The organism is Corynebacterium marinum DSM 44953 (genome assembly GCF_000835165.1).
Classification (GTDB): domain Bacteria; phylum Actinomycetota; class Actinomycetes; order Mycobacteriales; family Mycobacteriaceae; genus Corynebacterium; species Corynebacterium marinum.
Genome location: NZ_CP007790.1, coordinates 1,067,671 through 1,090,271, shown reverse-complemented (window position 1 = coordinate 1,090,271; position 22,601 = coordinate 1,067,671). Strand labels below are relative to the sequence as shown.

The 22,601-nt window shown below is 69.8% G+C and carries 22 protein-coding genes; 8 read left to right on the top strand and 14 right to left on the bottom strand.

Annotated elements, in window-relative coordinates:
• Positions 1 to 96 precede the first annotated feature (96 nt).
• Positions 97 to 1,182, top strand: a complete 1,086-nt coding sequence (locus tag B840_RS05235; protein ID WP_042621272.1) for a glutathione S-transferase family protein — start codon at positions 97 to 99, stop codon at positions 1,180 to 1,182.
• On the opposite strand, the gene B840_RS05230 is transcribed toward B840_RS05235, so the two are convergent.
• Complete coding sequence (locus B840_RS05230; RefSeq protein ID WP_042621271.1) at positions 1,179 to 2,054, bottom strand: LysR family transcriptional regulator ArgP; 876 nt, start codon at positions 2,052 to 2,054, stop codon at positions 1,179 to 1,181. The two genes, B840_RS05235 and B840_RS05230, sit on opposite strands and share 4 nt — an antisense overlap.
• A gap of 70 nt (positions 2,055 to 2,124) precedes the next feature.
• On the opposite strand from B840_RS05230, the gene B840_RS05225 reads away from it, so the two are divergent.
• Complete coding sequence (locus B840_RS05225) at positions 2,125 to 2,793, top strand: LysE/ArgO family amino acid transporter (protein WP_042621270.1); 669 nt, start codon at positions 2,125 to 2,127, stop codon at positions 2,791 to 2,793.
• Positions 2,794 to 2,799: 6 nt separating this feature from the next.
• Here the strand turns inward: B840_RS05225 and mgrA are convergent, their stop codons facing one another.
• The 3 genes from mgrA to gatB form a co-directional block, all read right to left on the bottom strand.
• Positions 2,800 to 3,888: an L-glyceraldehyde 3-phosphate reductase gene (mgrA, locus tag B840_RS05220; RefSeq protein WP_042621269.1), complete on the bottom strand. Its 1,089-nt coding sequence runs from the start codon at positions 3,886 to 3,888 to the stop codon at positions 2,800 to 2,802.
• A gap of 27 nt (positions 3,889 to 3,915) precedes the next feature.
• The gene (locus B840_RS05215) at positions 3,916 to 4,782 is read right to left on the bottom strand and encodes a CPBP family intramembrane glutamic endopeptidase (protein WP_042621268.1); all 867 of its coding nucleotides are present in this window, start codon (positions 4,780 to 4,782) and stop codon (positions 3,916 to 3,918) included.
• Between the two features lie 413 nt (positions 4,783 to 5,195).
• On the bottom strand, positions 5,196 to 6,701 hold the full coding sequence (gene gatB, locus B840_RS05210; protein WP_042621267.1) for an Asp-tRNA(Asn)/Glu-tRNA(Gln) amidotransferase subunit GatB: 1,506 nt from the start codon (positions 6,699 to 6,701) through the stop codon (positions 5,196 to 5,198).
• Positions 6,702 to 6,732: 31 nt separating this feature from the next.
• Here gatB and B840_RS05205 point away from each other — a divergent pair, with 31 nt between their 5' ends.
• Positions 6,733 to 7,728 (top strand): PrpF domain-containing protein, encoded by a 996-nt coding sequence (locus B840_RS05205; protein WP_042621266.1) that lies wholly within the window; start codon positions 6,733 to 6,735, stop codon positions 7,726 to 7,728.
• On the opposite strand, the gene B840_RS05200 is transcribed toward B840_RS05205, so the two are convergent.
• Genes B840_RS05200 through B840_RS05190 form a run of 3 tightly spaced genes read right to left on the bottom strand, consistent with a single transcriptional unit; the run spans position 7,700 to position 10,694 of the window.
• Positions 7,700 to 8,248 carry a mismatch-specific DNA-glycosylase gene (locus B840_RS05200; RefSeq protein WP_042621265.1) on the bottom strand — a complete coding sequence of 183 codons (549 nt, stop codon included), beginning with the start codon at positions 8,246 to 8,248 and terminating at the stop codon, positions 7,700 to 7,702. The genes B840_RS05205 and B840_RS05200 overlap by 29 nt on opposite strands.
• Complete coding sequence (locus B840_RS05195; RefSeq protein WP_042622538.1) at positions 8,249 to 9,280, bottom strand: 6-phosphofructokinase; 1,032 nt, start codon at positions 9,278 to 9,280, stop codon at positions 8,249 to 8,251.
• 10 nt (positions 9,281 to 9,290) lie between these two features.
• Positions 9,291 to 10,694 carry a DHA2 family efflux MFS transporter permease subunit gene (locus B840_RS05190; RefSeq protein ID WP_042621264.1) on the bottom strand — a complete coding sequence of 468 codons (1,404 nt, stop codon included), beginning with the start codon at positions 10,692 to 10,694 and terminating at the stop codon, positions 9,291 to 9,293.
• A gap of 53 nt (positions 10,695 to 10,747) precedes the next feature.
• Between B840_RS05190 and B840_RS05185 the strand changes: the two genes are divergently transcribed.
• Positions 10,748 to 11,071 carry a hypothetical protein gene (locus tag B840_RS05185; RefSeq protein ID WP_042621263.1) on the top strand — a complete coding sequence of 108 codons (324 nt, stop codon included), beginning with the start codon at positions 10,748 to 10,750 and terminating at the stop codon, positions 11,069 to 11,071.
• A 1-nt stretch (position 11,072) separates the two neighbouring features.
• Here the strand turns inward: B840_RS05185 and B840_RS05180 are convergent, their stop codons facing one another.
• The 3 genes from B840_RS05180 to gatC form a co-directional block, all read right to left on the bottom strand.
• Positions 11,073 to 11,849: a siderophore-interacting protein gene (locus B840_RS05180; RefSeq protein WP_042621262.1), complete on the bottom strand. Its 777-nt coding sequence runs from the start codon at positions 11,847 to 11,849 to the stop codon at positions 11,073 to 11,075.
• 118 nt (positions 11,850 to 11,967) lie between these two features.
• On the bottom strand, positions 11,968 to 13,452 hold the full coding sequence (gene gatA, locus B840_RS05175) for an Asp-tRNA(Asn)/Glu-tRNA(Gln) amidotransferase subunit GatA (protein WP_042621261.1): 1,485 nt from the start codon (positions 13,450 to 13,452) through the stop codon (positions 11,968 to 11,970).
• Positions 13,453 to 13,458: 6 nt separating this feature from the next.
• Positions 13,459 to 13,755, bottom strand: a complete 297-nt coding sequence (gatC, locus tag B840_RS05170) for an Asp-tRNA(Asn)/Glu-tRNA(Gln) amidotransferase subunit GatC (RefSeq protein WP_042621260.1) — start codon at positions 13,753 to 13,755, stop codon at positions 13,459 to 13,461.
• A gap of 159 nt (positions 13,756 to 13,914) precedes the next feature.
• Between gatC and B840_RS05165 the strand changes: the two genes are divergently transcribed.
• Both B840_RS05165 and B840_RS05160 read left to right on the top strand, forming a co-directional pair.
• On the top strand, positions 13,915 to 14,586 hold the full coding sequence (locus B840_RS05165) for an ACT domain-containing protein (RefSeq protein WP_042621259.1): 672 nt from the start codon (positions 13,915 to 13,917) through the stop codon (positions 14,584 to 14,586).
• A 97-nt stretch (positions 14,587 to 14,683) separates the two neighbouring features.
• On the top strand, positions 14,684 to 15,046 hold the full coding sequence (locus B840_RS05160) for a hypothetical protein (RefSeq protein WP_042621258.1): 363 nt from the start codon (positions 14,684 to 14,686) through the stop codon (positions 15,044 to 15,046).
• A 301-nt stretch (positions 15,047 to 15,347) separates the two neighbouring features.
• Here the strand turns inward: B840_RS05160 and ligA are convergent, their stop codons facing one another.
• Positions 15,348 to 17,387, bottom strand: a complete 2,040-nt coding sequence (gene ligA / locus B840_RS05155; RefSeq protein WP_042621257.1) for an NAD-dependent DNA ligase LigA — start codon at positions 17,385 to 17,387, stop codon at positions 15,348 to 15,350.
• A gap of 69 nt (positions 17,388 to 17,456) precedes the next feature.
• Here ligA and B840_RS05150 point away from each other — a divergent pair, with 69 nt between their 5' ends.
• Positions 17,457 to 18,140, top strand: coding sequence for a 3'-5' exonuclease (locus B840_RS05150; RefSeq protein ID WP_042622537.1), 684 nt, complete (start codon positions 17,457 to 17,459; stop codon positions 18,138 to 18,140).
• Positions 18,141 to 18,146: 6 nt separating this feature from the next.
• On the opposite strand, the gene B840_RS05145 is transcribed toward B840_RS05150, so the two are convergent.
• The 3 genes from B840_RS05145 to mnmA all read right to left on the bottom strand — a co-directional run bounded on the left by B840_RS05145 (position 18,147) and on the right by mnmA (position 21,290).
• Positions 18,147 to 19,124 carry an SLAC1 family transporter gene (locus B840_RS05145; RefSeq protein ID WP_052491098.1) on the bottom strand — a complete coding sequence of 326 codons (978 nt, stop codon included), beginning with the start codon at positions 19,122 to 19,124 and terminating at the stop codon, positions 18,147 to 18,149.
• Between the two features lie 91 nt (positions 19,125 to 19,215).
• Complete coding sequence (locus B840_RS05140; RefSeq protein WP_042621256.1) at positions 19,216 to 20,208, bottom strand: uroporphyrinogen decarboxylase/cobalamine-independent methonine synthase family protein; 993 nt, start codon at positions 20,206 to 20,208, stop codon at positions 19,216 to 19,218.
• Positions 20,205 to 21,290, bottom strand: a complete 1,086-nt coding sequence (gene mnmA, locus B840_RS05135) for a tRNA 2-thiouridine(34) synthase MnmA (RefSeq protein WP_042621255.1) — start codon at positions 21,288 to 21,290, stop codon at positions 20,205 to 20,207. The genes B840_RS05140 and mnmA overlap by 4 nt, the downstream gene beginning before the upstream one ends.
• Positions 21,291 to 21,444: 154 nt before the next feature.
• Between mnmA and B840_RS05130 the strand changes: the two genes are divergently transcribed.
• A complete protein-coding gene (locus tag B840_RS05130; protein ID WP_042621254.1) occupies positions 21,445 to 22,599 on the top strand; it encodes an ATP-binding protein in 1,155 nt (384 codons plus the stop codon).
• Positions 22,600 to 22,601 lie beyond the last annotated feature (2 nt).

Below are 22,601 nucleotides of genomic sequence, written 5' to 3'. Positions count from 1 at the left end.
TACGAATGCGTCACGGATGGCCCTGCCGGGGCGACGAGGGGCGGAGCGGGGTGGCCGCCGTTGACGGCAGGGACATCCCCGGCTAAGGTTGTTGATATGACAACAGATAGCAATGGCAACGACTCCTGGGCCGGCGACGCGCAGAACGCATCCCCCGACGGCGAATTCGTGCGCGACACCCAGTACATCAACGACCGCATCACCTCCGACGCCCCCGCCGGTGAAGCGACCGAGCAGTCCGACGGCACCTTCCGCTGGCCCGTTGAGGCCGGCCGCTACCGGCTCGTGGCGGCCCGTGCATGCCCGTGGGCGCACCGCGCCGTCATCGTCCGCCGTCTCATGGGTCTGGAGGACGTCATCTCACTGGGCTTGACCGGCCCCACCCACGACAAACGCTCCTGGACTTTCGACCTCGACCCGGGCGGCGTCGACCCGGTGCTGGAGCTGCCCCGCCTGCAGGACGCCTACTTCAACCGCTTCCCCGACTACCCGCGCGGCATCACGGTGCCGGCGATCGTCGAGGAGTCGAGCCGGAAGGTGGTCACCAACGACTACCCCACCCTCGTGCGCGACATGATCACCCAGTGGGGGCAGTTCCACCGCGCCGGCGCACCGGACCTGTGGCCCGCCGAACACGTCGCGGAGATGGAGGAGCTGAACAAGTGGCTGTTCACCGAGGTCAACAACGGCGTCTACCGTTGCGGCTTCGCCGGCTCCCAGGAGGCCTACGACTCCGCCTACGACCGCCTCTGGGCCGCCCTGGACACCCTCGAGGAGCGTCTGTCCACCCGCCGCTACCTCGTCGGCGACCACGTCACCGAGACGGACATCCGCCTGTTCACCACGCTGGTGCGTTTCGACGCCGTCTACCACGGCCACTTCAAGGCCTCCCGCAACAAGATCACCGAGATGCCCAACCTGTGGGGGTACCTGCGCGAACTCTTCCAGCTCCCCGGGTTCGGCGACACCACGGACTTCACCGAGATCAAGCAGCACTATTACATCGTCCACACCGAGGTCAACCCCACCCAGATCGTGCCCAAGGGCCCGGACCTGAGCGGTTTCGCCACCCCGCACGGCCGTGAGGCGTTGGGCGGCCGCCCCTTCGCCGACGGGACCACCCTGCCCGGGCCCGTGCCCGTCGGCGAGGGGTTGAAGAACCCGGAACCGTTCCAGGGCTAAAGCGCCGGCAACGCGGCCGCCGCGGCGGCGACGCTGGCGGTGAGGCGTTCGAGCAGGTCGGATTCCAGGCGCCAACGCTGCCAGTAGAGGGGGACCTGGACGACGGTGGCGTCGAGAAGCACGAGTTCGCCGGACGCGATCAGTCGGTCTACCTGCAGCTCCGGCGCCAGGGACCAACCGAGCCCCACGCGCGTCGCCTCCAGGAACCCCTCGGAGGAGGGGATCTGGGAGATCGCGCGGTGGCGGCGGACCGCGTCGTCGAGCCTTCCCTCCAGGTCGGAGTCCTGCAGCGCGTCGTTGGGGCCGAAGCGCAGGGCGGGCATGTTCGCCCAGTCGACCCCGTCGTCGCGGGTGTGGGCGTCGCGGAGTTCCGGAGTCGCCACCGCGCGGTAACGCATCATGCCCAGCGGCATCGAGTCGCAACCGGAGACGGGCGCGGCCTCCCGGGTGATCGCGCCCAGGACGTCGCCGCGGCGCAGCAGCGCCAGCGTGTGCGCCTCGTCCTCGATGCGCAGGCGCAGGGTGGCGGAGCGGAAACCGGCGACGTCGGCGAGCACCGGACGGAACCAGGTGGCCAGCGAATCCGCGTTGACGGCCACGGAGAGCGGCACCCTCTCCAGCCGGCCGCGCAGCCGGGAGTTAGTCTCGGCCTGCAGCAGCGCCATCCGCCGCGCCGCCTGCACGAGCACCTCCCCCGCCTCGGTCGCCGTCGCCGGGTTGGTGCGCCGCACGAGGACCCGCCCGGTCTCCTTCTCCAGCGCCTTGATGCGCTGGCTCACCGCCGAGGGCGAGACGCCGAGCACCGCCGCAGCGACCTCGAAGCTGCCCTCCTCGACGATGGCGAGCAGAGTCTGCAGGTGGACCGGGTTCATGAAGCAATTCTAAACCAGGGTGAGGAAATATCACTGGCCTTAATCGGCTGAGCGCGCGAGACTGTCAGGCATGTCGATCGTGCTCGCCGGGCTGCTGCTCGGATTCTCCCTCATCATCGCCGTCGGCCCGCAGAACCTGCTGCTCATCCGCCAGGGGGCCCGCCGCGAAGGCGTCACCGCCGTCATCCTCGTCTGCCTGCTTTCCGACGTCGCCCTGCTCACCCTCGGCACCCTGGGCGTCGGCGTCCTCGTCGAACGCGCCCCCTTCGTCCTCACGGCCTTGAAATGGGCCGGCGTGGCCTACCTCGCGTGGTTCGCCTTCGCGGCGCTGCGCGACGCCCTCCGCGCCCACCGCCGCGTCGGCGCCCTCGTCGTCTCCACCGGGGAACCACGAGGCGAAGAGCACGGCGGAGGCGGAACCGCCCTGGCCACCCGCGTGCGGCCGCAGCGCACCTGGGTCAGGCCCGCCCTGGCCGCGGTGGCGCTGACCTGGCTCAACCCCTCCGCCTACCTGGATTCCCTGGTCATGATCGGCGGGCTGGCCAACCAGTACGGCGACCCCGGGCGCTGGCTGTTCACCGGCGGTGCGCTGCTCGCCAGCTTCATCTGGTTCCCCGTCGTCGGCTACGGGGCCGGACTGCTCGCCGGGCCGTTGTCGAGCCCGAAGGTGTGGCGCGTGCTCAACGTGGCCATCGCGGCAGTGCTGGCCGGGCTGGCGGTGAAGCTGGCGCTGATCTGACCGGCGCTAGTCTGCGTGCCGGCGCGAAGCGGTGGCGTCGGCCCAGATGTTGATGCCGGCGTCGCGGGCCACGTCGTCGATGGCCTTGAGCTCGGCCGTGGAGAACTCGAGGTTGTCCAGGGTGTCGAGGTTCTCGTCGAGCTGCGCGACGCTGGACGCGCCGATGAGTGCCGAGGTGACGGTCTCCACGCCGTACTCGCCCTGCTCGCGCAGCACCCACGCCAGGGCCATCTGGGCCAGGGACTGCTCGCGCTCCTGGGCGATGTCGTTGAGGCGGGAGATCATGGTCAGGTTCTCCTCGCTGAGCATGTCGCCGGACAGCGATTTGGCGGCCGCGGCACGGGAATCGGCCGGGACGCCGCCGAGATAGCGGTCGGTGAGCAGACCCTGCGCCAGCGGGGAGAAGGCGATGGTGCCCAGGCCGGAGTCGGCGGCGGCGGTCAACAGGGAATCGCCGTCCTCGCCCGGCTCCTCGACCCACCGGTTGACGATGGAGTAGCTCGGCTGGTTGATGATCAGCGGACACCCCTCCTCTGCCATGAACTGGGCGGCCTCAGCAGTCAGCTCGGGGCCGTAGGAGGAGATCCCCACGTACAGGGCCTTTCCGGAAGCGACGATGTCGCGGAGCGCGTACATCGTCTCCTCCAGCGGGGTGTCCGGGTCCGGGCGGTGGTGGTAGAAGATGTCGACGTAGTCCAGGCCCATGCGCTCCAGCGACTGGTCGAGGCTGGCCATGAGGTACTTGCGTGAACCGCCGAAACCGTAGGGGCCCTCCCACATGTCCCAGCCCGCCTTGGACGAGATGATCAGCTCGTCGCGGTAGGGCAGGAAATCCTCCTTGAGCAGGCGCCCGAAGTTGATCTCCGCGGAGCCCGCGGGCGGGCCGTAGTTGTTGGCCAGGTCGAAGTGGGTGACACCGCGGTCGAAAGCCCGGCGCAGGATCGCGCGCTGGGTCTCCAGCGGCTTGTCGTCGCCGAAGTTGTGCCACAGGCCCAGGGAAATGGCGGGCAGTTTCAGGCCGGACCGGCCCACCCGACGGTAGGGCATGGAGGTGTAACGGTCAGATGCGGGAACATAGGAACTCATGGGGACCATTGTGCCCCGTCCCCGCCGCCGGCGGTGCTATTGGATCCGTGGCCCGGCCGCTGAGCTCCGCGCCGTAGTCTCTGACTCCCGTTCCCGACGCCGCGGCCAGAAGATGATGATGAGGGCTCCGAAGGCGAGTGCGAGGAGCGAATCCTGGTTCGGGTCCGGGACGAACAACGCGGTGGGGTTGTTGGAGAGCGAATGGATTCCGATGCCGATGAAGAGGTTCCCGGTCCGCAGGTAGAGCAACGCGAACAGAGTTCCGAGCAGGGTCAAACGCACCAGATCAATCACAATGTCGATCGGACCAAGGCCGCTGGCGATGTGGCCGGGCAGGTGGAAGGCGGCGAACGAGAACTGCGAGATCAACAGCGCGGGGATGAGCGCCCGGCGGGCTGACCCGGACCATCTGCGGTGCAGCTTCTCCCGCACCTGAGTCAGCAGGTAACCCCGGAAAATGATCTCCTCCACGAGGGCGGTGCCGAAGAACTGGGCGATCAGGCCGCCGACGAGAACGGTGGCACCGCCCCCCGCCCAGACCGGGGACACCTGGGCGGTGCCGTCTGCCAGGAGGTGGAAGACCAGCTGGATCGCCTGCATCAGCAGCCACACCCCCAGAGTGACCGCCACCGCGAGGGGCAGCCGGCGGGGGATCAACCCGACCTGCCGGGGGCTTAACCCGCCGACATGGAGGATCAACCCGCCGACGACGACGAGAAGCAGTATCGCGTTCCCCAGCAACGACCGGTGAATGAGCCCGTCGGTGGCGCGGACAAGGGGCGTGAACACGCCCGCTCTCAGCAGCAGGTGGATGCCCGCCGTGAGGATGATGGTGACGGCGACGACCAGGATCAGCCACGGCGTGGTGGTGGCTCGGACGGAGGGACCATGGGGAGAAGACATCTGACAGCCTCGAAACGTTCCTTCGGTCGGGACGGCCTCCCCGCCGAGGGCGATGAAAGCCCGTGCCCCCTTGAGCCTAGGGTGCGGAGGTCCCCGTGTCCCCCGCTTCACCGGCGGCCACCCCTCAACGGCGGTGCCCAGCCTGCGGCTGGATATCTTCCGGTCTTCCGCCCTGCCGGACCGCACCGCGCCGGAACGGAAAATACGGGCCTTCGTCAAATGTCACATTTGACGAAGAACCGTATTTTCATATGCGCAGCTCACGGGATTGATATGACGTGTTGTGTGTCGGAAAAAACGCCCCGTTGTCTTATCTGACATGACGGGCCACCAGTTCAGGGGCGAACACGCGGGCACGGCGCACGGGAAAGGCGTGCAGGCCGTCGGCCTGCACGCCTTCACCAGAAAAACAGCTACGCCAGCTTCTCCGCGATGAGCTTGTTCACCTGGGCCGGATCGGCCTTGCCGCGGGTCGCCTTCATTACGGCGCCGACGATGGCGCCGGTGACCTTAGTGTTGCCGGCGCGGTACTTCTCCACGATGTCGGGGTTGGCGGCCAGCGCCTCGTCGACGGCGGCCTCGATGGCGCCGTCGTCGCGCACGACCTCCAGGCCGCGGGCGGCGATGACCTCGTCGACGTTGCCCTCCCCCGCCAGGACGCCGTCGACTGCCTGGCGGCCGAGCTTGGTGGTCAACTTGCCTTCCTTGACCAGGGCGATAACGCGGGCGACGTGGGCGGGGGTGATCGCCAGGTCCACGAGCTCGGTGTCGGTCTCGCGGGCCTTGGCGGCGATGTAGTTGCCCCACCAGGCGCGGGCCTCGTCCGGGGTGGAACCCTCCTCGACGGTGGCGATGATGGCGTTGAGGGCGCCGACGTTGACGAGGTCGCGCATCTCGGCGTCGGCGAGGCCCCATTCGGCCTGGATGCGGGCGCGGCGGATCCAGGGCAGCTCGGGCAGGGTGGCGCGGATCTCCTCGACCCACTCCTTCGGCGCGAGGACCGGCGGGAGGTCGGGGTCGTTGAAGTAGCGGTAGTCCTCGGCGGACTCCTTGCGGCGGCCCTTGCGGGTGGAGCCGTCGAGCTCCTGGTAGTGGCGGGTCTCCTGGATGATCTCCTCGCCGTTGACCAGGGCCGCGGCCTGGCGCATCATCTCGTAGCGGACGGCCTGCTCGACGGACTTGAGGGAGTTGATGTTCTTGGTCTCGGTGCGGGTGCCGAACTCCACCTGGCCGATGGGGCGCAGCGAGAGGTTGGAGTCCACCCGCATGGAACCCTGGTCCATGCGGGCGTCGGAGACACCGAGGGCGGCCACGAGCTCGCGCAGCGCGGTGACGTAGGCGCGGGCGACCTCGGGGGCGCGGGCGCCGGCCCCCTCGATGGGCTTGGTGACGATCTCGATGAGCGGGACGCCGGCCCGGTTGCAGTCGACGAGGGAGGTGGTCGCGCCGTGGATGCGTCCGGACTGGCCACCGACGTGGGTGAGCTTGCCGGTGTCCTCCTCCATGTGGGCGCGCTCGATCTCGATGCGCCAGTCGGTGCCGTCGTCGAGCACGATGTCGAGGTAGCCGTCGTAGGCGATCGGCTCGTCGTACTGGGAGATCTGGTAGCCCTTGGGCTGGTCCGGGTAGAAGTAGTTCTTCCGGGCGAAGCGGGAGGACTCGGCGATCGAGCAGTTCAGCGCCAGGCCGATCTTGATGGCCCACTCGACGCCCTTGGCGTTGACCACCGGCAGGGCGCCGGGCAGGCCGAGGGAGACGGGGTCGACGTTGGAGTTGGGCTCCGCGCCGAAGTGGGCGGAGCTGGCGGAGAACATCTTGGTCTCCGTGGCCAGTTCGACGTGGACCTCCAGGCCCATCACGGGGTCGAAGGTCTCCAGGACCTCATCAAAGTCCATCAACTCATGAATCGCGGCAGTCATGGCAGACAGTCTAGCGCTAGGCTGTGCGGCCATGAGCACCGTCCCCGTCTCCATCGTCCGTGGTGGCACCAGCCGCGCCGTGTTCCTGCCGATGTCGGAGCTGCCGGCCGACCCCGCGGCGCGCGACGAGCTGTGCCTGCGGCTGATCGGTTCGCCGGACCCGGTGGCCGTCGACGGGCTCGGCGGCGGGGTCAGCTCCAACAGCAAGGTCATGTTCGTCGGCCCCGCCACCAGCCCCGGAGCCGACCTGGAGAGCCTCTTCGCGCAGGTCTCCCCCGCTGAACGCGACGTCGACTGGGCGGGCAACTGCGGCAACATCTCCGCGGCGGTGTCCGCCTACGCCCTCGATGAGGGCATGCTCCGGTTGCGCGGCCGGCAGGCGGACGTGCGGGTCCGCAACCTCAACACCGGCTCCGTGTTCGAGCTCTCCCATCCGCTTCTCGACGGCCGCCTCTCCCCCGCCGGCGACTTCCGCCTGGACGGGGTGCCCGGCACGGCCGCGCGTATCGACGTCCGGTTCCTCCGGCCCGGCGGCTCGGTCACCGGTGCGCGGTTGTCGGGCTTCGAGGCCACCCTCATCGACGTGGCCAACCCGGTGGTCATCCTGCGCGCCGCCGACCTCGGGGTGGACGCGGGTACCGGCCCCGCCGAGCTCAACGCGGACGCCGGCCTGCTGGCCCGGCTGGAGGAGCTGCGCGCGGAGGGTGCCCGCGCGATGGGGCTGGCCCCCTCCCGGGTCGTTCCCCGGGTGGCCCTGGTGGCACCGGGCGGGGACGGTTGCCTGCTGGCCCGGATGACCTCGGTCGGCCGGGTCCACCACGCGCTGCCGGGCACGGGCCTGCTGGCGCTGGGGGCAGCGGTGGCGCTCGGCGGCTCGGTCATCGACCTGCCGCCCGCGCCCGAGACCGTGATCCGGCACCCGAAGGGTCAGGCGACGGTGTCCGCGCAGGTGCTGGACGGCCGCCTGGAGTGGGTGGCATTGGCGCGCAGCGCGCGGATCATCCTGCGGGGCGAGGCATCCCTGTGAGCCGCGCGTAGACCTGCGCGTACGCGCGTGCCAGCGAATCAACGGTCTCGTGGGCATTGAGGCCGCTGGGGTTGGGCACCACCCAGGTCTCCGCGCCGCCGATGGAGTGCTCCTGCCGGCCGACCCGCGCCTTCGGCCGGGAAAAGGCCGTGCGGTAGGCGCCGATACCCGCCACCATGACGATCTGCGGGCCGCCGCGGGCGGCGCGCTGCTCCGCGACCGCCGACTCCAGCGCGGCGCCGCCGGTGCGGAATTCCTCCCGGGTCAGCTCGGAGGCCACCGCGGTGGCGCGGGCGACGACGTTGGTGAAGCCCAGTCCGCGCCGGGCGAGCATGGCGGCGTCCTCGTCGCTGAGACCTTCGCGGGCGTCGACGGGCCACTCGGTGATCCCGGCGGCGTGGAGCGCCGGCCAGAAGCGGTTGCCTGGGCGGGCGAAGGGGGCGTCGACACGCTCGGTCCACAGGCCGGGGTTGATGCCCACGACCAGCAGGCGGCAGGTGCCGAGGTGGAGGTCGCGCACCTAGCCGAACATGGCCTGGGCCGTGATCCACCGGTCCATGGGCACGGTCTTGAGGGTGCCCACCGCCTCCTGCAGCGGGATGTTGACGATCCGTTCGCCGTGCAACGCGACGCTCGTGCCGAATTCGCCGCGGTGGGCGGAGCGGGTGGCGCGGACGCCGTAACGGGTGGCCAGCACGCGGTCGAAGGCCGTGGGGGTGCCGCCGCGCTGGATGTGGCCGAGGACGGTGGTGCGGACGTCGTGGCCCAGGCGGGCGTGGATCTCGTCGGCGATCTGCTGCCCGATGCCGGTGAACGTCTCGTGCCCGAACTGGTCGACCTCGCCCGACTTCATCTCCATGGTCCCCTCCTTGGGGGCGGCCCCCTCGGCGACGACGATGATGCCGTACTTCTCACCCATCTGGAAGCGCCGTTCCATCTTCTTGCAGATTTCCGCGATATCGAAGGGGACCTCCGGAATCACGGTGTAGTGGGCGCCGCCGGCCATACCCGCGTGCAGCGCGATCCAGCCGACGTGGCGGCCCATGACCTCGACGATGAGAATCCGGTTGTGGGATTCCGCGGTGGTGTGCAGACGGTCGACGGCGTCGGTGGCCACCGCCACGGCGGTGTCGAACCCGAAGGTGTAGTCGGTGCCGTTGACGTCGTTGTCGATGGTCTTGGGCACGCCCACGACCGGGATGCCGTTGTCCGCCAGCCACTTCGCGCCCTTGAGCGTGCCCTCGCCGCCGATCGGGATAAGGGCGTCGATGCCGGCGTCCGCCAGGTTCGCCTTGATCTGGTCGATCCCGGCCTTGAACTTGTCGGGGTGGAGACGGCCGGTGCCCAGGATCGTGCCGCCGCGCAGGAGGATGCGGTCGATGTGCTCGTCGTCGTAGAGGTCGACGCGGCGGTCCTCGAGCAGGCCGACCCAGCCGTCCTCGTAGCCGACGACGGTGGAACCGAACTCCGCGCTGGCGGTGCGGACGATGCCGCGGATGACGGCGTTGAGGCCGGGGCAGTCGCCGCCGGAGGTGAGGGTGGCAAGTCGCATGCGCACCACTCTAACCCGCCGCGGGGGGATCAGCACGGAAGAACGCGACCGCCACCAGACCGAGTCCGAGGACCGCGGCCGGGAGCAGCAGGGCACCAGCCAGGCCCGGGACGAAACCGTTCATCTCGGCCCCGACCTGCATGGCGGCGCCGACCGCCGCCGCGCCGAGGACGGCGCCCGTCTGCCGGGCGGTGTTGTAGACGCCGGAGGCGGCGCCCATGTGCGCGATATCGACCGAGCGCATGGCGGTCGCGGAGTTCGGCGCCCACACCAGCGCGTTGCCGACCCCCAGGAGGACGGCGGAGACCAGGAAGAGGTTGATCGGAGCGCCCGCGAGCATCACCCACGACGTGAACCCGAGTGCCACGACCATCGACGCAAAGCCGGTGACGGACAGGACACGGGGATGCACGCGGTCGGCCGCCCGGCCGATCAGCGGGGAGGCGAAGCCCGCCACCAGCGCCATGGGGATGAGCATGAGGCCGGCCTCCTGTGAACTGAGGCTCCGACCGTCCTGGAGCCACAGCATGATGGGCAGCATGATCGACGAGACCGCGAAACCCATCGTCGCGATAGAGAACACGCCCAGCGAGTAGTTCAGGTTCCGGAAGATCTCCAGCGGCACCAGGGGTTCGCTCCCCCGCCCCGCCGCGGTCGACTGGAGCCTGATGAACAGGCCGACCAGGGCCACACCCGCGGCCCCCAGCCCGACCGACCATGCGGGCCAGCCGAGCCCGGGCCCCTGTTGGACGGCCACGACGACGGCGACCATCCCCAGCAGGGAGACGACGACCGACGACCGGTCGATGTGCCGGGCGAAGGTGGGCAGCCGGGGAACCCACAGCCCCGCCAGAATGAACGCCAGCACGCCGACCGGCAGGTGCACCATGAAGATGCCACGCCACCCGAACTCCCCCACCACGAAGCCGCCGAGCACGGGGCCGACGAGGCTGGCCACCGACCCCACCGCACCCCAGGCCCCGAGGGCCGCGCCGCGGCGTTCCCGGGGGAAGACGCGGTTGATCACGCTCATCGTCTGCGGGGTGAGGATCGCCGCGCCCACGCCCTGCGCCGCGCGGGCCAGGATGAGCAGCTCCAGGGTGGGGGCGAGCATCGAGCACAGTGCGGCGGCCGTGAACACGACCACGCCGAGCCGGAAGAGGGTGCGCTGCCCGAACCGGTCGCCCAGGCGGCCGGTGAACAGCAGCGGGACCACCAGACACAGCAGGTAGATGGACGTCACCCACACCACCTGGTCCAGGCGGGCACCGAAATCGGCCATGATGCCCGGTGTGGCGACGGCGACGATGGTCTGGTCCAGGAGGATCATGAAGAAGCCCAGGCAGAGGGCGGCGAGGGCCCGCCAGGCCTGGGGTGCGGGCAGAACCGTCGACGCGGCGGGGGTGGTGCTCATGGCGAGAACTCTAGTACCGCCTGCCTCCGGCACGCTCCCGTAGGCTGTCCCCCATGGCAATGATCGACATCAAGTCCCCTGAAAACGTCTCCACCGCGGCCGTCGTGTCGCTCGGCCTACTCGGCGGCTGGCTCACCGCCCGCGAGACCGGCATCCGGCCCCTGGGCGGTGCGGTGCTCGCCGCCGCCGGCGGCTGGGCCGGCCGCTCCTGGCTCGCCAAGACCAACCCGGCGACAACCGCGGCGCTTACCGCGCTCTACGTCGGTTCCTTCGGAGCCTCGCACCCCCTGGCCAAGAAGATCGGCTCGTGGCCCGCCGTCGGCGCGGTCACAGCGGTCGCCGCCGGCGCCGCGTACGCGCTCTCCGACGCGAAGTAAGCTAGCGGGCCTCCGCGGCCTCGAGTTCCGCGTTGAAGTCCTTCTTCGATTCCTGCCACTGGTCTTCGGTCATGCCGATGCGCCAGTAGCCGGAGATCGAGACGTCCTCGCGCGGCACGCCGGAGTCGACGAAGAGGAAACGGCGCAGTTCCTTGATCATTTCGGCCACCCCGTGCACGAACCAGCTGGTGCGGTGGTGCGGAATTCCGGCGGAGCGCACGGCGGCCGATAACCTGGTTCCGTGGGTCGCCCCGTTGCGTGGCACCCAGTGCAGGCGCACGCCCTCGGGTTCCGGCATCTCGAAGGTCGACCCTTCGTCGGCGACCTCCACGAAGACGTCGGCCGTCGCGCCCGCGGGAAGCTTCTCGACGCCCGCCGCCATCGCCGGAGCCGCGGACTCATCCCCGGCGAACACGAAATGCCCGTACTCCCCGGCCGGGTGCCATGCGCCGCCCGGGCCCTGGAACGTGATCGTCTGCCCCTCCTCGGCCTGCTGCGCCCAGGGGCCCGCCAGCCCCTCGGCACCGTGGGTGACGAAATCGACGTCGAAAAGCCCGGTCTCCGTGTTGATCCGGCGGAAAGTGTAGGTGCGGGTGACCGGCCGCGGCTGGTCCTCGCCGCCGAAGACGATCTTGATGTAGTGGTCGGTGTGCGGCAGCTCCGCGCCGATCAGCTCCGGGCAGGTGAAGGTAATGCGGACCAGATCGTCGGTCAGTCGCCGGACGTGGGTCACCGTGGCGGTTCTGCGGGGGCGTTTCGGGCGGGTGGGGGTGGTCATGGATCATCTCCTGGTGTTTATTAGGTGACCCTAACCTACCAGGTGGTGGAGACTTAAGAAAGGGCGACCACCGGCGCCCCTCACGGGACGGCGGTGATCGCCCATTCGACTGCGGAAGTTAGCTGCGGCCCGCCTCGAAGGCCGCGCCCACGCGGTAGAGACGGTCATCGGCGAAGGCCGGCGCCATGATCTGCAGGCCCACCGGAAGCCCGGAGTCCTCCGCGAAACCGGCGGGCACGGACATGCCGCACAGGCCAGCCAGGTTGAGCGGCAGGGTGCACAGGTCGAAGTTGTACATCTCGACCGGATCCGAGATCTTCTCGCCCAGCTTGAACGCCGTGGACGGGGTCGTCGGGGTGACCAGGACGTCCACCTGCTCGAAGGCCTTGGCGAAATCCTGCGCGATGAGGGTGCGCACGCGCTGCGCCTGCAGGTAGTAGGCGTCGAAGTAGCCGACGGACAGGGCGTAGGTGCCCAGGATGATGCGGCGTTTGACCTCGGGCCCGAAGCCGGCGGCGCGGGTGAGCGCCATGACCTCCTCGGCGGAGTGGGTGCCGTCGTCGCCGACCCGCAGGCCGTAACGCATGCCGTCCAGGCGCGCCAGGTTGGAGGAGACCTCGCACGGCATGATCAGGTAGTAGGCGGCCAACGCGTCGTCGAAGTGGGGGCAGTCGACCTCGATGACCTCGGCGCCCTGGGAGGCGAGCTGCTCCAGGGACGCGTGGTAGCTGCTCATCACTCCGGGCTGCCAGCCGTCGCGGTCGAACTGCTTGACCACGCCGACCTTCAGGCCGGTGAGGTCGCCGGAGGCGCCCGCGCGGGCCGCGTCGACGAGGCCGGTGACCGGACGGTCGACGGTGGTGGCGTCGAACGGGTCGTGGCCGGCGATGATCTCGTGCAGGAGCGCCGCGTCGAGAACCGTGCGGGCGGTGGGACCGGCCTGCTCGAGGGAGGAGGCCGCGGCGATGAGGCCGTAGCGGGAGACCGAGCCGTAGGTCGGCTTCACGCCGACAGTGTTGGTCAGCGCGGCCGGCTGGCGGATCGAGCCGCCTGTGTCGGTGCCGATAGCCAGCGGGGCCTGGCCGGCGGCGAGCGCCGCGGCGGAACCTCCGCCGGAGCCGCCGGGGGTGCGCTCCAGGTCGTAGGGGTTGCGGCTGGGGCCGAATGCGGAGTTCTCGGTGGAGGAACCCATCGCGAGCTCGTCGAGGTTGGTCTTGCCCAGGATCGGGATGCCGGCCTCGCGGATCTTGCGGGTCACCGTGGCATCGTAGGGGCTCATCCAGCCCTCGAGGATCTTCGACGCGGCGGTCGTCGGCGCGTCGGTGGTGACGATGAGATCCTTGAGCGCCAGCGGAACACCCGCGAGCGGGGAGGCCGGGGCCTCTCCCGCATCGAGGCGCTTGTCGACGTCGTCCGCCGCCTGCAGCGCAGCTTCCGCGCCGACATGCAGGAAGGCGTTGATCTGACCGTCGGTCTCGGCGATGCGGTCCAGGTGCGCCTGGGTCACTTCGCGGGAGGACACCTCGCGGGAGTGTATCTTGTCCGCCAGCTCGGCGGCAGTGAGGGAGGTCAGCCCGGAATCGGGCAGTGTGTACGTGGTCATGTGGGGTTACTCCTCGCCCAGGATCTGCGGAACCATGAAACGGCCGTCCTCGACTGCCGGGGCCTGATCGAGGGCCTGCTCGGCGGTGAGGGTGGGCACCACGACGTCGTCGCGCATGGCGGTCGCGATCGAGTGCGGGTGGCTCATCGGCTCAACCCCCTCGGTGTCGACCTTCTGCACCGCGGAGACGGCGCCGACGATCTCGTCGATCTGCTCGGCGAAGAGCTGGAGCTCGTCCTCGCTCAGGGCGAGTCGGGACAACATGGCGAGGTGTGCCACCTCATCACGTGAAATTTCGGACACGGGGACTACATCCTTTACGCATCGTTAAATGAACTTTCCCCATGCTACTGCAGGCCCGTGACACGACCTCAGGTGAGGTGCCCGCACGGCATAGGACAGTTGTTACCTATGATGAAGTCAACCTGAATTATTGCCCTCCGAAAGGGAGTTCCCTCCGCCATGTCATTTCTGATCCGTGTCCTGCTCCCCGATATCCCGGGGAGCCTCGGACAGCTCGCGGAAGCGATCGGGCTGGTGGACGGCAACATCCAGTCCGTCGACGTCGTCGAGACTTTCCCCGACGGCACGGTGATGGACGACATCGTGGTGACACTCCCCAAGGGCGTCATGGCCGACACCCTGATCACCGCAGCCGGCACGGTCGAAGGCGTCGAGGTGGACTCCATCCGCCCCTTCTCCGGACGGGTGGACCGCCGCGGCCAGATCCAGATGCTCGCCGAGGTCGCCTCCCACTCCCGCAACCTCCCGCGCGCAATGGAGGAGCTGGTCACGGTCATCCCGCGGTCCATGACCGCCTCGTGGGCCGTCGTGCTCGACAACACCGCGCCCGGCACCCCGATCACCCGCATCGCCGCCTCCCAGGCGGCGCCGGAGGATGACGGCTCCTCCCCCGTCGACGTCGACATCGCCAGCCCCCGCATCCTCAACCCCGACGCCGAGGAATGGGTGCCGGAGTCCTGGGGGCTGCTGGACTCGGCATTGGCCGCCACTCCCCTGGGCAAGACCGGCATGGTGCTGGTCGTCGGACGCACCGGCGGGCCCGACTTCCTGGCCACCGAGGTCCAGCATCTCGGCCACATCGGCGGCATCGTCGGTGCGATCCTGAGCTGACGCCGGCCCGCAGCTCCGTCCCTTCCGCACCAGCCGGGTAGCCTCATAGGCACCCGGCTATTTCCTCCTAACGCGCTGTGACCACCGGAGGTGCACCGTGCGCACACTGCTGCTCGCCACCGCGGCCCTCCACGCCGCACTGTTCGCCGTCCCCTTCCTCACCTCGACGCTCGACATCATGCTCGCGGCGGGCGTCGCCATGGTGCTCACCCTCGCCACCGGTGTGTTCGTGCTGGTCCGCAACGGTCCCGTCGGCACTGTGTGGGTGGCCACCGCCGCCGGGCTGACTGCGCTCAGTGGCTGGGGCTCATGGCTCGTCCTGTGGGCTCTGGACCCGAGCCGCACGGACGGTTCCATCAACGTCATAGGCGTGCTGCTGCCGCCGGTCGCCGTCATCGTCTACCTCGTGGCGGCACTTCTGCCGCAGACGCGGCGCGCCACAGTATCCCAGGCGACCTGATGCCCCCGGTTTCGCGATTCAGCCTTCCCGGGGATCAGCAGTCAGGCCCGGGCCGTCGCTGGAGCGGCGTTGGGCCGCAGGAGCGCCGTCCGGACGCCGCCGCCCACCTCCCCCACTGCACGCAGATGTGCCGGCGGACGTCCGCGAGCATGAACAGGCCCCACACGGTGATCAGCCACGTGGCGGCATGTCGGCGGAGTCAAGATTGACCATGTGGTGACGCTCCTGCATTTTCGGGGCCAGGATGACAAATTGTGACACCCGTCACCTTATCACTTCCGACTTATGCCTCCCCGGCGGATCAATCCGCCGAACCGGTCTCCAGAAGCCTGACGAAGCCCTCCTCGTCGAGGATGGCCAGGCCGAGGTCGCGGGCCTTCGTCTCCTTGGAGCCGGCGCTCTCGCCCACGACGACATAGTCGGTCTTCTTCGACACCGACCCCGAGGCCCTGCCGCCCCGGGAGAGGATGGCCTCCTTGGCCCCGTCGCGGGTGAAGCCCTCCAGCGAGCCGGTGACCACGATGGTCAATCCCTCCAGCGTCTGGGCCGCGACATCGCCGCCGGCCTCCTCCATGGTCACGCCCGCCGCCGCCCAGCGGTCGACGATCTGGCGGTGCCAGTCCACCTCGAACCAGGATTTGAAGGACTCGGCGATGATCATGCCGACGCCGTCGGTGTCGGCGATGTCTTCGGCGGGGGCGTCGACAAGCGCGGGCAGGGAACGGTAGCGGGCGGCCAGCGCCCGGGCCGCGGTGGGGCCGACGTGGCGGATCGACAGCGACACGAGCACCCGCCACAGCTCCGTGTTCCGGGCTTCGGCGAGGTTGGCCAGCAGCTTCTCGCCGGAGGCGTTCACCTTCCCCGCCTTGGTGGTGTACACCTTCGAGGCCAGCAGCTTCTCGGCGGTGAGATCGAAGAGCTCGGACTCGTCGCCGAGGATTCCCGTGCGGATGAGGTCCTGGGCCCCCTTCTCCCCCAGCGCCTCGATGTCGAAGCCGCCGCGTCCGGCGAGGTAGGTCAGGCGAGAAGAGAGCTGGGCCGGGCAGGAACGGGTGTTGGGGCAGCGCCAGTCGGCGTCGCCCTCCTTCTGCGGGGCCAGTCGGGTGCCGCAGGCCGGGCACAGCGTAGGGAAGATGAAGGCCCGTTCGGAGCCGTCGCGCTTCTCCGCCACGGGGCCGAGGACCTCGGGGATGATCTCGCCCGCTTTGCGGACGACCACAGTGTCGCCGATGAGCACGCCTTTGCGCTGCACTTCTGTCTGGTTGTGCAGCGTGGCCATCGAGACGGTGGAACCGGCGACGAACACGGGGGTCATCACCGCGAAGGGGGTGACGCGTCCGGTCCGGCCGACGCCGACCTGGATGTCGACCAGCTTCGTGGTCACCTCCTCCGGCGGGTACTTGTAGGCGATGGCCCATCGGGGCGCGCGCGAGGTTGCGCCGAGGGCCCGCTGTTCGGAATAGGAGTCGACTTTGACCACCAGGCCGTCCATCTCGTGGTCGGCGTCGTGGCGGTGCTCGGCCCAGTAGCGGACCTTCGCCACGACCTCCTCCACGGAGTGGACCTGCTCCGTGTAGGGGCTGACGGGCAGGCCCCAGGCGGCGAGGGCGGTGTAGGCGTCGTGCTGGGATGCGGGGCTGAACCCTTCGCGGGCGCCGATCCCGTGGGAGATCATCCGCAGGCGGCGCTTGCGCACGTCCTCCGGGTTCTTCTGCCGCAGGGAACCGGCGGCCGCGTTGCGGGGGTTGGCGAAGGGCTTGCCGCCCTCGGCCTGGCGCAGCTCGTTGACCTCGCCGAAGTCTTCGAGTGCGATGAACACCTCGCCGCGGACCTCCAGCAGCGCCGGTACCGGGTAATCCTCCGTGCCGGTGAGCTCGTGCGGGATGTCGTCGATGACGCGGGCATTGGCGGTGACGTCTTCGCCCACGCGCCCGTCGCCGCGGGTGGCCGCACGCTCCAGCACGCCGTCCCGGTAGACCAGCGAAAGGGACAGCCCGTCGATCTTCAGCTCGGTGAGGTACGTCCCGCTCGGGGTGCGCGCGAGCCATTCGGTCAACTCGTCCTCGTCGAAGACGTTGTCCAGGCTCATCATCCGCTCGAGATGCTCGACGTTGTCGAAGGTGGAGCTCACGGCCGCCGGCGCACCGACCTCCATCGTCGGGCTCTCGGGGACGGCCAGCTCGGGGTGCTCCTCCTCCAGCCGCTGCAGCCGCCGGAAGATCTCGTCGAAGTCGGCGTCCGGGATCTCCGGCTTCGCGTTGTAGTACAGGTCCCGGTGGCGGCGGACCTCCGCGGCCAGCTCATCCCACTGGCGGCGCAGCTCGGGGTCGAGGTTGCTCACAGACTCAGTCACAGGACCTGAGTCTAGTGCCGGGGAGTTGTGTCGGGGTCAGGGTCTAGGGTTGTGTCCATGACGAAATCTCCGACCGGCTTCGACGCGACCCGCATGCTCTCCTTCGACCTTGAGACCACCTCCGCCAACCCCCTGGAGGCCCGGATCGTCACCTCGGCGCTGGTGCGTATCGACGGCCGCTCGGTCGACGCCGTCGAGCACCTCGCCGACCCCGGGGTGGAGATCCCGGAGGGGGCCACGAAAATCCACGGCATCAGCACGGAGAAGGCCCGCGCGGAGGGGCGCCCGCACGATGAGGTGCTCGCGGAGACCGTGCAGCGGATCAAACGGGCGTGGGAGGACGGTCTGACCCTCATCGTCTACAACGCCAGCTACGACCTGACGGTGCTGCGCCAGCTCACCGGGGACTTCACCGTCACCGGTCCGGTGTTCGACCCCTACGCGGTGGACCGGATCAAAGACCCGTACCGCAAAGGCAGCCGCACGTTGACGTCGATGTGCGAGCACTACGGCGTGGAGCTGGGCAACGCGCATGAGGCGACCGCCGATGCCCTCGCGGCCGCCCGCCTCGCCTGGAAGCAGGTGCGCCAGTGGCCGGAGCTCAAGCGCATGAGCACGGGGGAGCTCATGGAGTTCCAGGCCGTTGGCTACCACGACCGGCAGAGCGACTTCGCCCGCTACCTCGCGGGGCGGGGCAAAGACGCGTCGACCGTGAACACCAGCTGGCCGATGCAGGGCTGACGTCGACTAACCGGCCCGGTTGACCTCCCAGACGTGGGCCAGGGCCCGCAGCGCGCAGACCGACCAGTGGAAGAGCAGGATGGTCAGCCACACCAGGCTCACCCAGTTCCACCACCCGTGCCCGGTGAACTGCGCCAGCTGGTAACTGCCGAGCGTGCAGGTGCCCGCGGGGAACACTGACCCCCACCAGCCCGGGTAGTAGCCGGGCCAGGCGAGGATGTCCCGCCAGAACCGCCAGGCGGCGTACAACGCCGCGGGCACCCCGAGAGCGAACATGAGATAGCCCACCGCAATGCCGCCGGCCCCCCAGGCGGTGCTCACGCCGGCGCCCAGGGGGTGGTGGCTGAGCAGGATTGCCACGGCCGTCGACTGTCCGACGATACCCAGCGGGATCCACGCCGTGCCGGTCAACCCCGGCGGGAGGTACAGCCTGCCGCGGATGAGCTCCAGGTACACGCGCGCGAAGACCGGCAGGGCGGTGACCATACTGAGCAGGAAACCCGCGACGGCCACCACCCAGACGGCGGCGGCCCACCGGCCGTCGAGCACGCCGGACGCGACCAGCTGCGCGCCCGAATTGGCGGAGACCATCGGCGGAACCAGCGACAGGCCCCAGAAGAAGGTCGGGGCGCCATGGAACTTCTTCAGCTGCCAGAGGCAGACGAACAGCGCGAGCGGGGTGGCCACGAGCCACGTGCCCATCTGCCAGTCCCAGTTGCCGGTGATCCTGGTCCAGGCGCCGCCCAACGCCAGGATCCCCATGAAATACATGCCCCAGGGGCCCATGTAGGGCTGGGTGAAACTGGGGTTGGTGTGCCGCAGCCAGCCGACGGTCACGGACAGGAAGATGAGGGTGGCGATGCCGAGGAACACGGGGCTGAGCAGGGTGGCCCCGTGGATGTCCGTCATGGTGGCCGCCAGAGAGGTGCCCATGACGCTGCCCGCCCAGGCGGGGCCGAGGGGCGGGAGCGGGTGTCTGGGCATAGTTTCCGACCTTAAGGGTTTTTTCCCGGACCGATCAATCGGACGCCCATTTAGTTGCACCGGGCCGGGGGCAGCGGAGCCCTCTGCCGGATCAGAGGTCCCCGGCGTCCTTGCGCAGCATCTGCTCCACCGCCACGGCCATCCGGTAGGCACCCGCCGCCTGCGCGACGGTGCCGTCGGTGATCCCGGCGCGGGGGTGGACGTCGACCCGTTCGCCGAGCCACTGGGGATCCAGGCCCAGCTGCTCCCAGAAGCGGGCGACTGCCACCGCCCGCTCGCGGGGCTTCGCCAGGAGTTCGTCCACGTGGTCCTCCGGGCCGGTGACACCCAGTCCGAGGCGGGTGCCGGAACTCACCACGTGGCCGAGGCCGTCGAGCTGCTCTGTGCCGGCCACCTGGTCGAGGGTGATCAGGACGGTACCGGCTCCGCAGTCCCGCGCCACGTCCCAGAGGGGCGGGTAGCCGGTCTGGTTGAGCATGACGTGTCCGGCGTCGAGCCCTTCGACGACGTGCGCCAGGCGTTCGGACAGGTCCTTCGGGTTGACGGGGCGGACAGGGTTGAAGTGCGTGGCGCCCTGCAGACCGGCGGCGATGGCGGGCAGGTCGGGTTCGTCGATCTGCACGGTGACGTCCGCGTGGAACCGTGCGGCGACGTTGCGGACATGCTGGTTGACGCCCTCGATGAGGGCGTCGGTGAGGTCGCGCAGTGCGCCGCGGTCGGTGAGCACCCGGTGGCCGTTGCCCATCTCGATTCCGGCGGCGAGCGTCCAGGGGCCGGTGATCTGGACCTTGAGGTTCGGGAGGCTGGTGCCCCAGGCCTCCTCGAGCTCGTCGAGGTCCCGGTCGAGAAGATCCCAGGTGCGGCGGGTGAGCAGCTGGGGGCGGTCGGTCATGATCCAGGAGCGGGGTCCGCGGTCGACGGCGACGGCCTCGAGCAGGCCGGCGGTGCGGCCCACGGGGTCGGAGCCCAGGCCCCGGGCGGGCAGCTCGGGCAGGTGCGGCAGGTCGCCGGTTTCGGAGAGGATGACGTCCGCGGCCTCCGGGATCGAGGTGCCAGGCAGCGGGCCGAGCCCGTAGGCGGTCACAGCGACTCCGTCCCGTGGATGGTGCCGGAGCCGAGGACCACGTCCCCCTCACCGTCCGGGTCCGGGAGGTAGAGGACGGCGGCCTGGCCGCGGGCCACGCCCTGCAGCGGCTCGGCCAGCTCCAGCGTCATGGTGTCCTCCCCCACGGACGCCCGGCAGGCAACCACTCCGCCGTGGGCGCGGACCTGCACCAGGGCGTCGAAGTCGCCGGCCATCGCCGGGTGGAGCACCTTGAGCCGGTCGGCGTGGATGACCCCCACCGAGAGCGCGGAGCGCGGGCCGACGGTGACGGTGCCGGTGGCGGCGTCGATGTCGGTGACGTAGCGCGGGCGGCCGTCGGCGGCGGGGTCGCGCAGGTCCAGGCCCTTGCGCTGGCCGATGGTGAAGTTCCAGGCGCCGTCGTGCTCGCGGAGCTCGTGGCCCTCGCGGTCCACGACCATGCCGGGGCGCAGGCCGATGCGTGCGCCGAGGAAGGCCTGGGTGTTGCCGTCGGGGATGAAGCAGATGTCGTAGGAGTCCGGCTTGCGTGCGACGGAGAAGCCGTGGGCGGCGGCCTCCTCGCGGATCTGCGGTTTCTCGGTGTCGCCGACGGGGAAGAGGCAGCGGTCGAGCTCGTCGCGGGTGAGCACGCCGAGTACGTAGGACTGGTCCTTGTCCGCGTCGGAGGAACGCCGGAGGTTGCCGGCGGCGTCGATGACGGCGTAGTGCCCGGTGGCCACGGCGTCGAAACCGAGGGCGACGGCGCGGTCGAGGAGCGCGGCGAACTTGATCTTCTCGTTGCAGCGCAGGCAGGGGTTAGGGGTTTCGCCCCGGGCGTAGGAGTCGACGAAGTCGTCGATGACATCGGCCTGGAAGCGGTCGGAGAAGTCCCACACGTAGAACGGGATGCCCAGCTTGTCGCAGACCCGGCGCGCGTCGGCGGAGTCCTCCAGGGAGCAGCAGCCGCGGGAGGATTCCCGTACGGCCTGCGGGTCGCGCGAGAGCGCCAGGTGGACGCCGACAACGTCGTGGCCCGCCTCCACCATCCGTGCCGCAGCCACCGCCGAGTCGACGCCGCCGCTCATTGCCGCCAGTACGCGCATGTGCCTCCTCCTTCTTCTCTTCTTCCAACAGTCAACCCTGCAGAGTAATCCCCCCGGCCGTCGATCCGAAACTCCGCGCGGATCTACAGGTTCTATACTCCAGGAGAACTTCTAAAACTTCTAAAGCGTCCCCGATGTTCTAAAGGATCTAAAGATGGCCCCGGCTCCCGGACCTCCCCCGCGCAACCCCTTCCGCCCCACCTTCGGCGTATCCCCGACGGTCCTGGCCGGGCGCTCCAGCCTGCTCACGGCCTTCGAGCTCGGCCTCGCGGAGGGGCCGGGCAGCCCCTACCGGGCGCTCATCATCTCCGGCGCCCGCGGCGTGGGCAAAACCGTCGTGCTCAACGAGCTCGAGGACACGGCGCTGCGGCAGGGTTGGGTGCACCTGCGCGCCTACCCCGGGCCCGAGATGACCGCCACCCTCGTGCGCACCTCGATCCCCGAGCTTCTCGACACCCTCGGTTCCCCCACCTCCCGGCGCATGCTCACCGGCGGCTCGATCGCCGGGGTGGGTTCCGTGACCGCGGCCGCCGACCCGGCCCACCGCGCGCCGGAGCCGACGTTGATCACCCGGTTGCGGGAGGTGGCTCGCATCCTCGCGCCGCGGGGCGCTGGCGTGCTCATCACCCTCGACGAGCTCCAGAGCGCCGACCCCGGCCACCTGCACGACCTCGCCACCGCCGTCCAGGACCTCATGCGCGACAACCACGACATCGCGTTCGTGGCCGCCGGTCTGCCCGCCGGCGTGGCGGACCTGCTCCAGCAGCAGGGCACGACGTTCCTGCGCCGCGCGCACCGGGTGGACCTGGCCGGGGTCGCCCCGGCGGAGGCCTCCCGCCTGTTCGCCGACACCGCCGAATCCGGCGGCCGGACGATGTCGGCGGAGGCCGTCGCGGAGGCGGTCCGGTTGAGCCACGGCTACCCCTACCTCATGCAGGTGGTGGGCTCGATGACGTGGGCGCAGGCCAATCTGCAGGGTGCGGACGCCCTCACCGCCGGGCACGTCCGTAAGGTGAGTGGGCCGGCCATCGAGCGCATGGGCCTCCAGATCCACGCCCCCTCGTTTCAGGGGGTCACCGGCCAGCAGATGCGCCTGCTCTACGCCCTGGCCGAACTGTCTCCGGACAACGGGCCCGTCCGTACCGGCGATATCGCCGCCCGCCTCGGGTTGGCGCCCAACGCGATCTCCATGGCGCGGGAGGCGCTGCTGCGTCGCTCCCTGGTTGTCGTCCCGAGTTACGGCCACCTGCAGTTCGCCCTGCCCTACGCCGCGCACCACCTGCTCGCCCACCCGCACCTGAGACCCTAGAA

What these genes read in the sequence shown, in the direction of transcription:
- B840_RS05235 (WP_042621272.1), top strand. Translation starts at nt 97, where the DNA reads ATGACAACAGATAGCAATGGCAACGACTCCTGGGCCGGCGACGCGCAG.
- B840_RS05230 (WP_042621271.1), bottom strand. Translation starts at nt 2,054, where the DNA reads ATGAACCCGGTCCACCTGCAGACTCTGCTCGCCATCGTCGAGGAGGGC.
- B840_RS05225 (WP_042621270.1), top strand. Translation starts at nt 2,125, where the DNA reads ATGTCGATCGTGCTCGCCGGGCTGCTGCTCGGATTCTCCCTCATCATC.
- mgrA (WP_042621269.1), bottom strand. Translation starts at nt 3,888, where the DNA reads ATGGTCCCCATGAGTTCCTATGTTCCCGCATCTGACCGTTACACCTCC.
- B840_RS05215 (WP_042621268.1), bottom strand. Translation starts at nt 4,782, where the DNA reads ATGTCTTCTCCCCATGGTCCCTCCGTCCGAGCCACCACCACGCCGTGG.
- gatB (WP_042621267.1), bottom strand. Translation starts at nt 6,701, where the DNA reads ATGACTGCCGCGATTCATGAGTTGATGGACTTTGATGAGGTCCTGGAG.
- B840_RS05205 (WP_042621266.1), top strand. Translation starts at nt 6,733, where the DNA reads ATGAGCACCGTCCCCGTCTCCATCGTCCGTGGTGGCACCAGCCGCGCC.
- B840_RS05195 (WP_042622538.1), bottom strand. Translation starts at nt 9,280, where the DNA reads ATGCGACTTGCCACCCTCACCTCCGGCGGCGACTGCCCCGGCCTCAAC.
- B840_RS05190 (WP_042621264.1), bottom strand. Translation starts at nt 10,694, where the DNA reads ATGAGCACCACCCCCGCCGCGTCGACGGTTCTGCCCGCACCCCAGGCC.
- B840_RS05185 (WP_042621263.1), top strand. Translation starts at nt 10,748, where the DNA reads ATGGCAATGATCGACATCAAGTCCCCTGAAAACGTCTCCACCGCGGCC.
- B840_RS05180 (WP_042621262.1), bottom strand. Translation starts at nt 11,849, where the DNA reads ATGACCACCCCCACCCGCCCGAAACGCCCCCGCAGAACCGCCACGGTG.
- gatA (WP_042621261.1), bottom strand. Translation starts at nt 13,452, where the DNA reads ATGACCACGTACACACTGCCCGATTCCGGGCTGACCTCCCTCACTGCC.
- B840_RS05165 (WP_042621259.1), top strand. Translation starts at nt 13,915, where the DNA reads ATGTCATTTCTGATCCGTGTCCTGCTCCCCGATATCCCGGGGAGCCTC.
- B840_RS05150 (WP_042622537.1), top strand. Translation starts at nt 17,457, where the DNA reads ATGACGAAATCTCCGACCGGCTTCGACGCGACCCGCATGCTCTCCTTC.
- B840_RS05145 (WP_052491098.1), bottom strand. Translation starts at nt 19,124, where the DNA reads ATGCCCAGACACCCGCTCCCGCCCCTCGGCCCCGCCTGGGCGGGCAGC.
- mnmA (WP_042621255.1), bottom strand. Translation starts at nt 21,290, where the DNA reads ATGCGCGTACTGGCGGCAATGAGCGGCGGCGTCGACTCGGCGGTGGCT.
- B840_RS05130 (WP_042621254.1), top strand. Translation starts at nt 21,445, where the DNA reads ATGGCCCCGGCTCCCGGACCTCCCCCGCGCAACCCCTTCCGCCCCACC.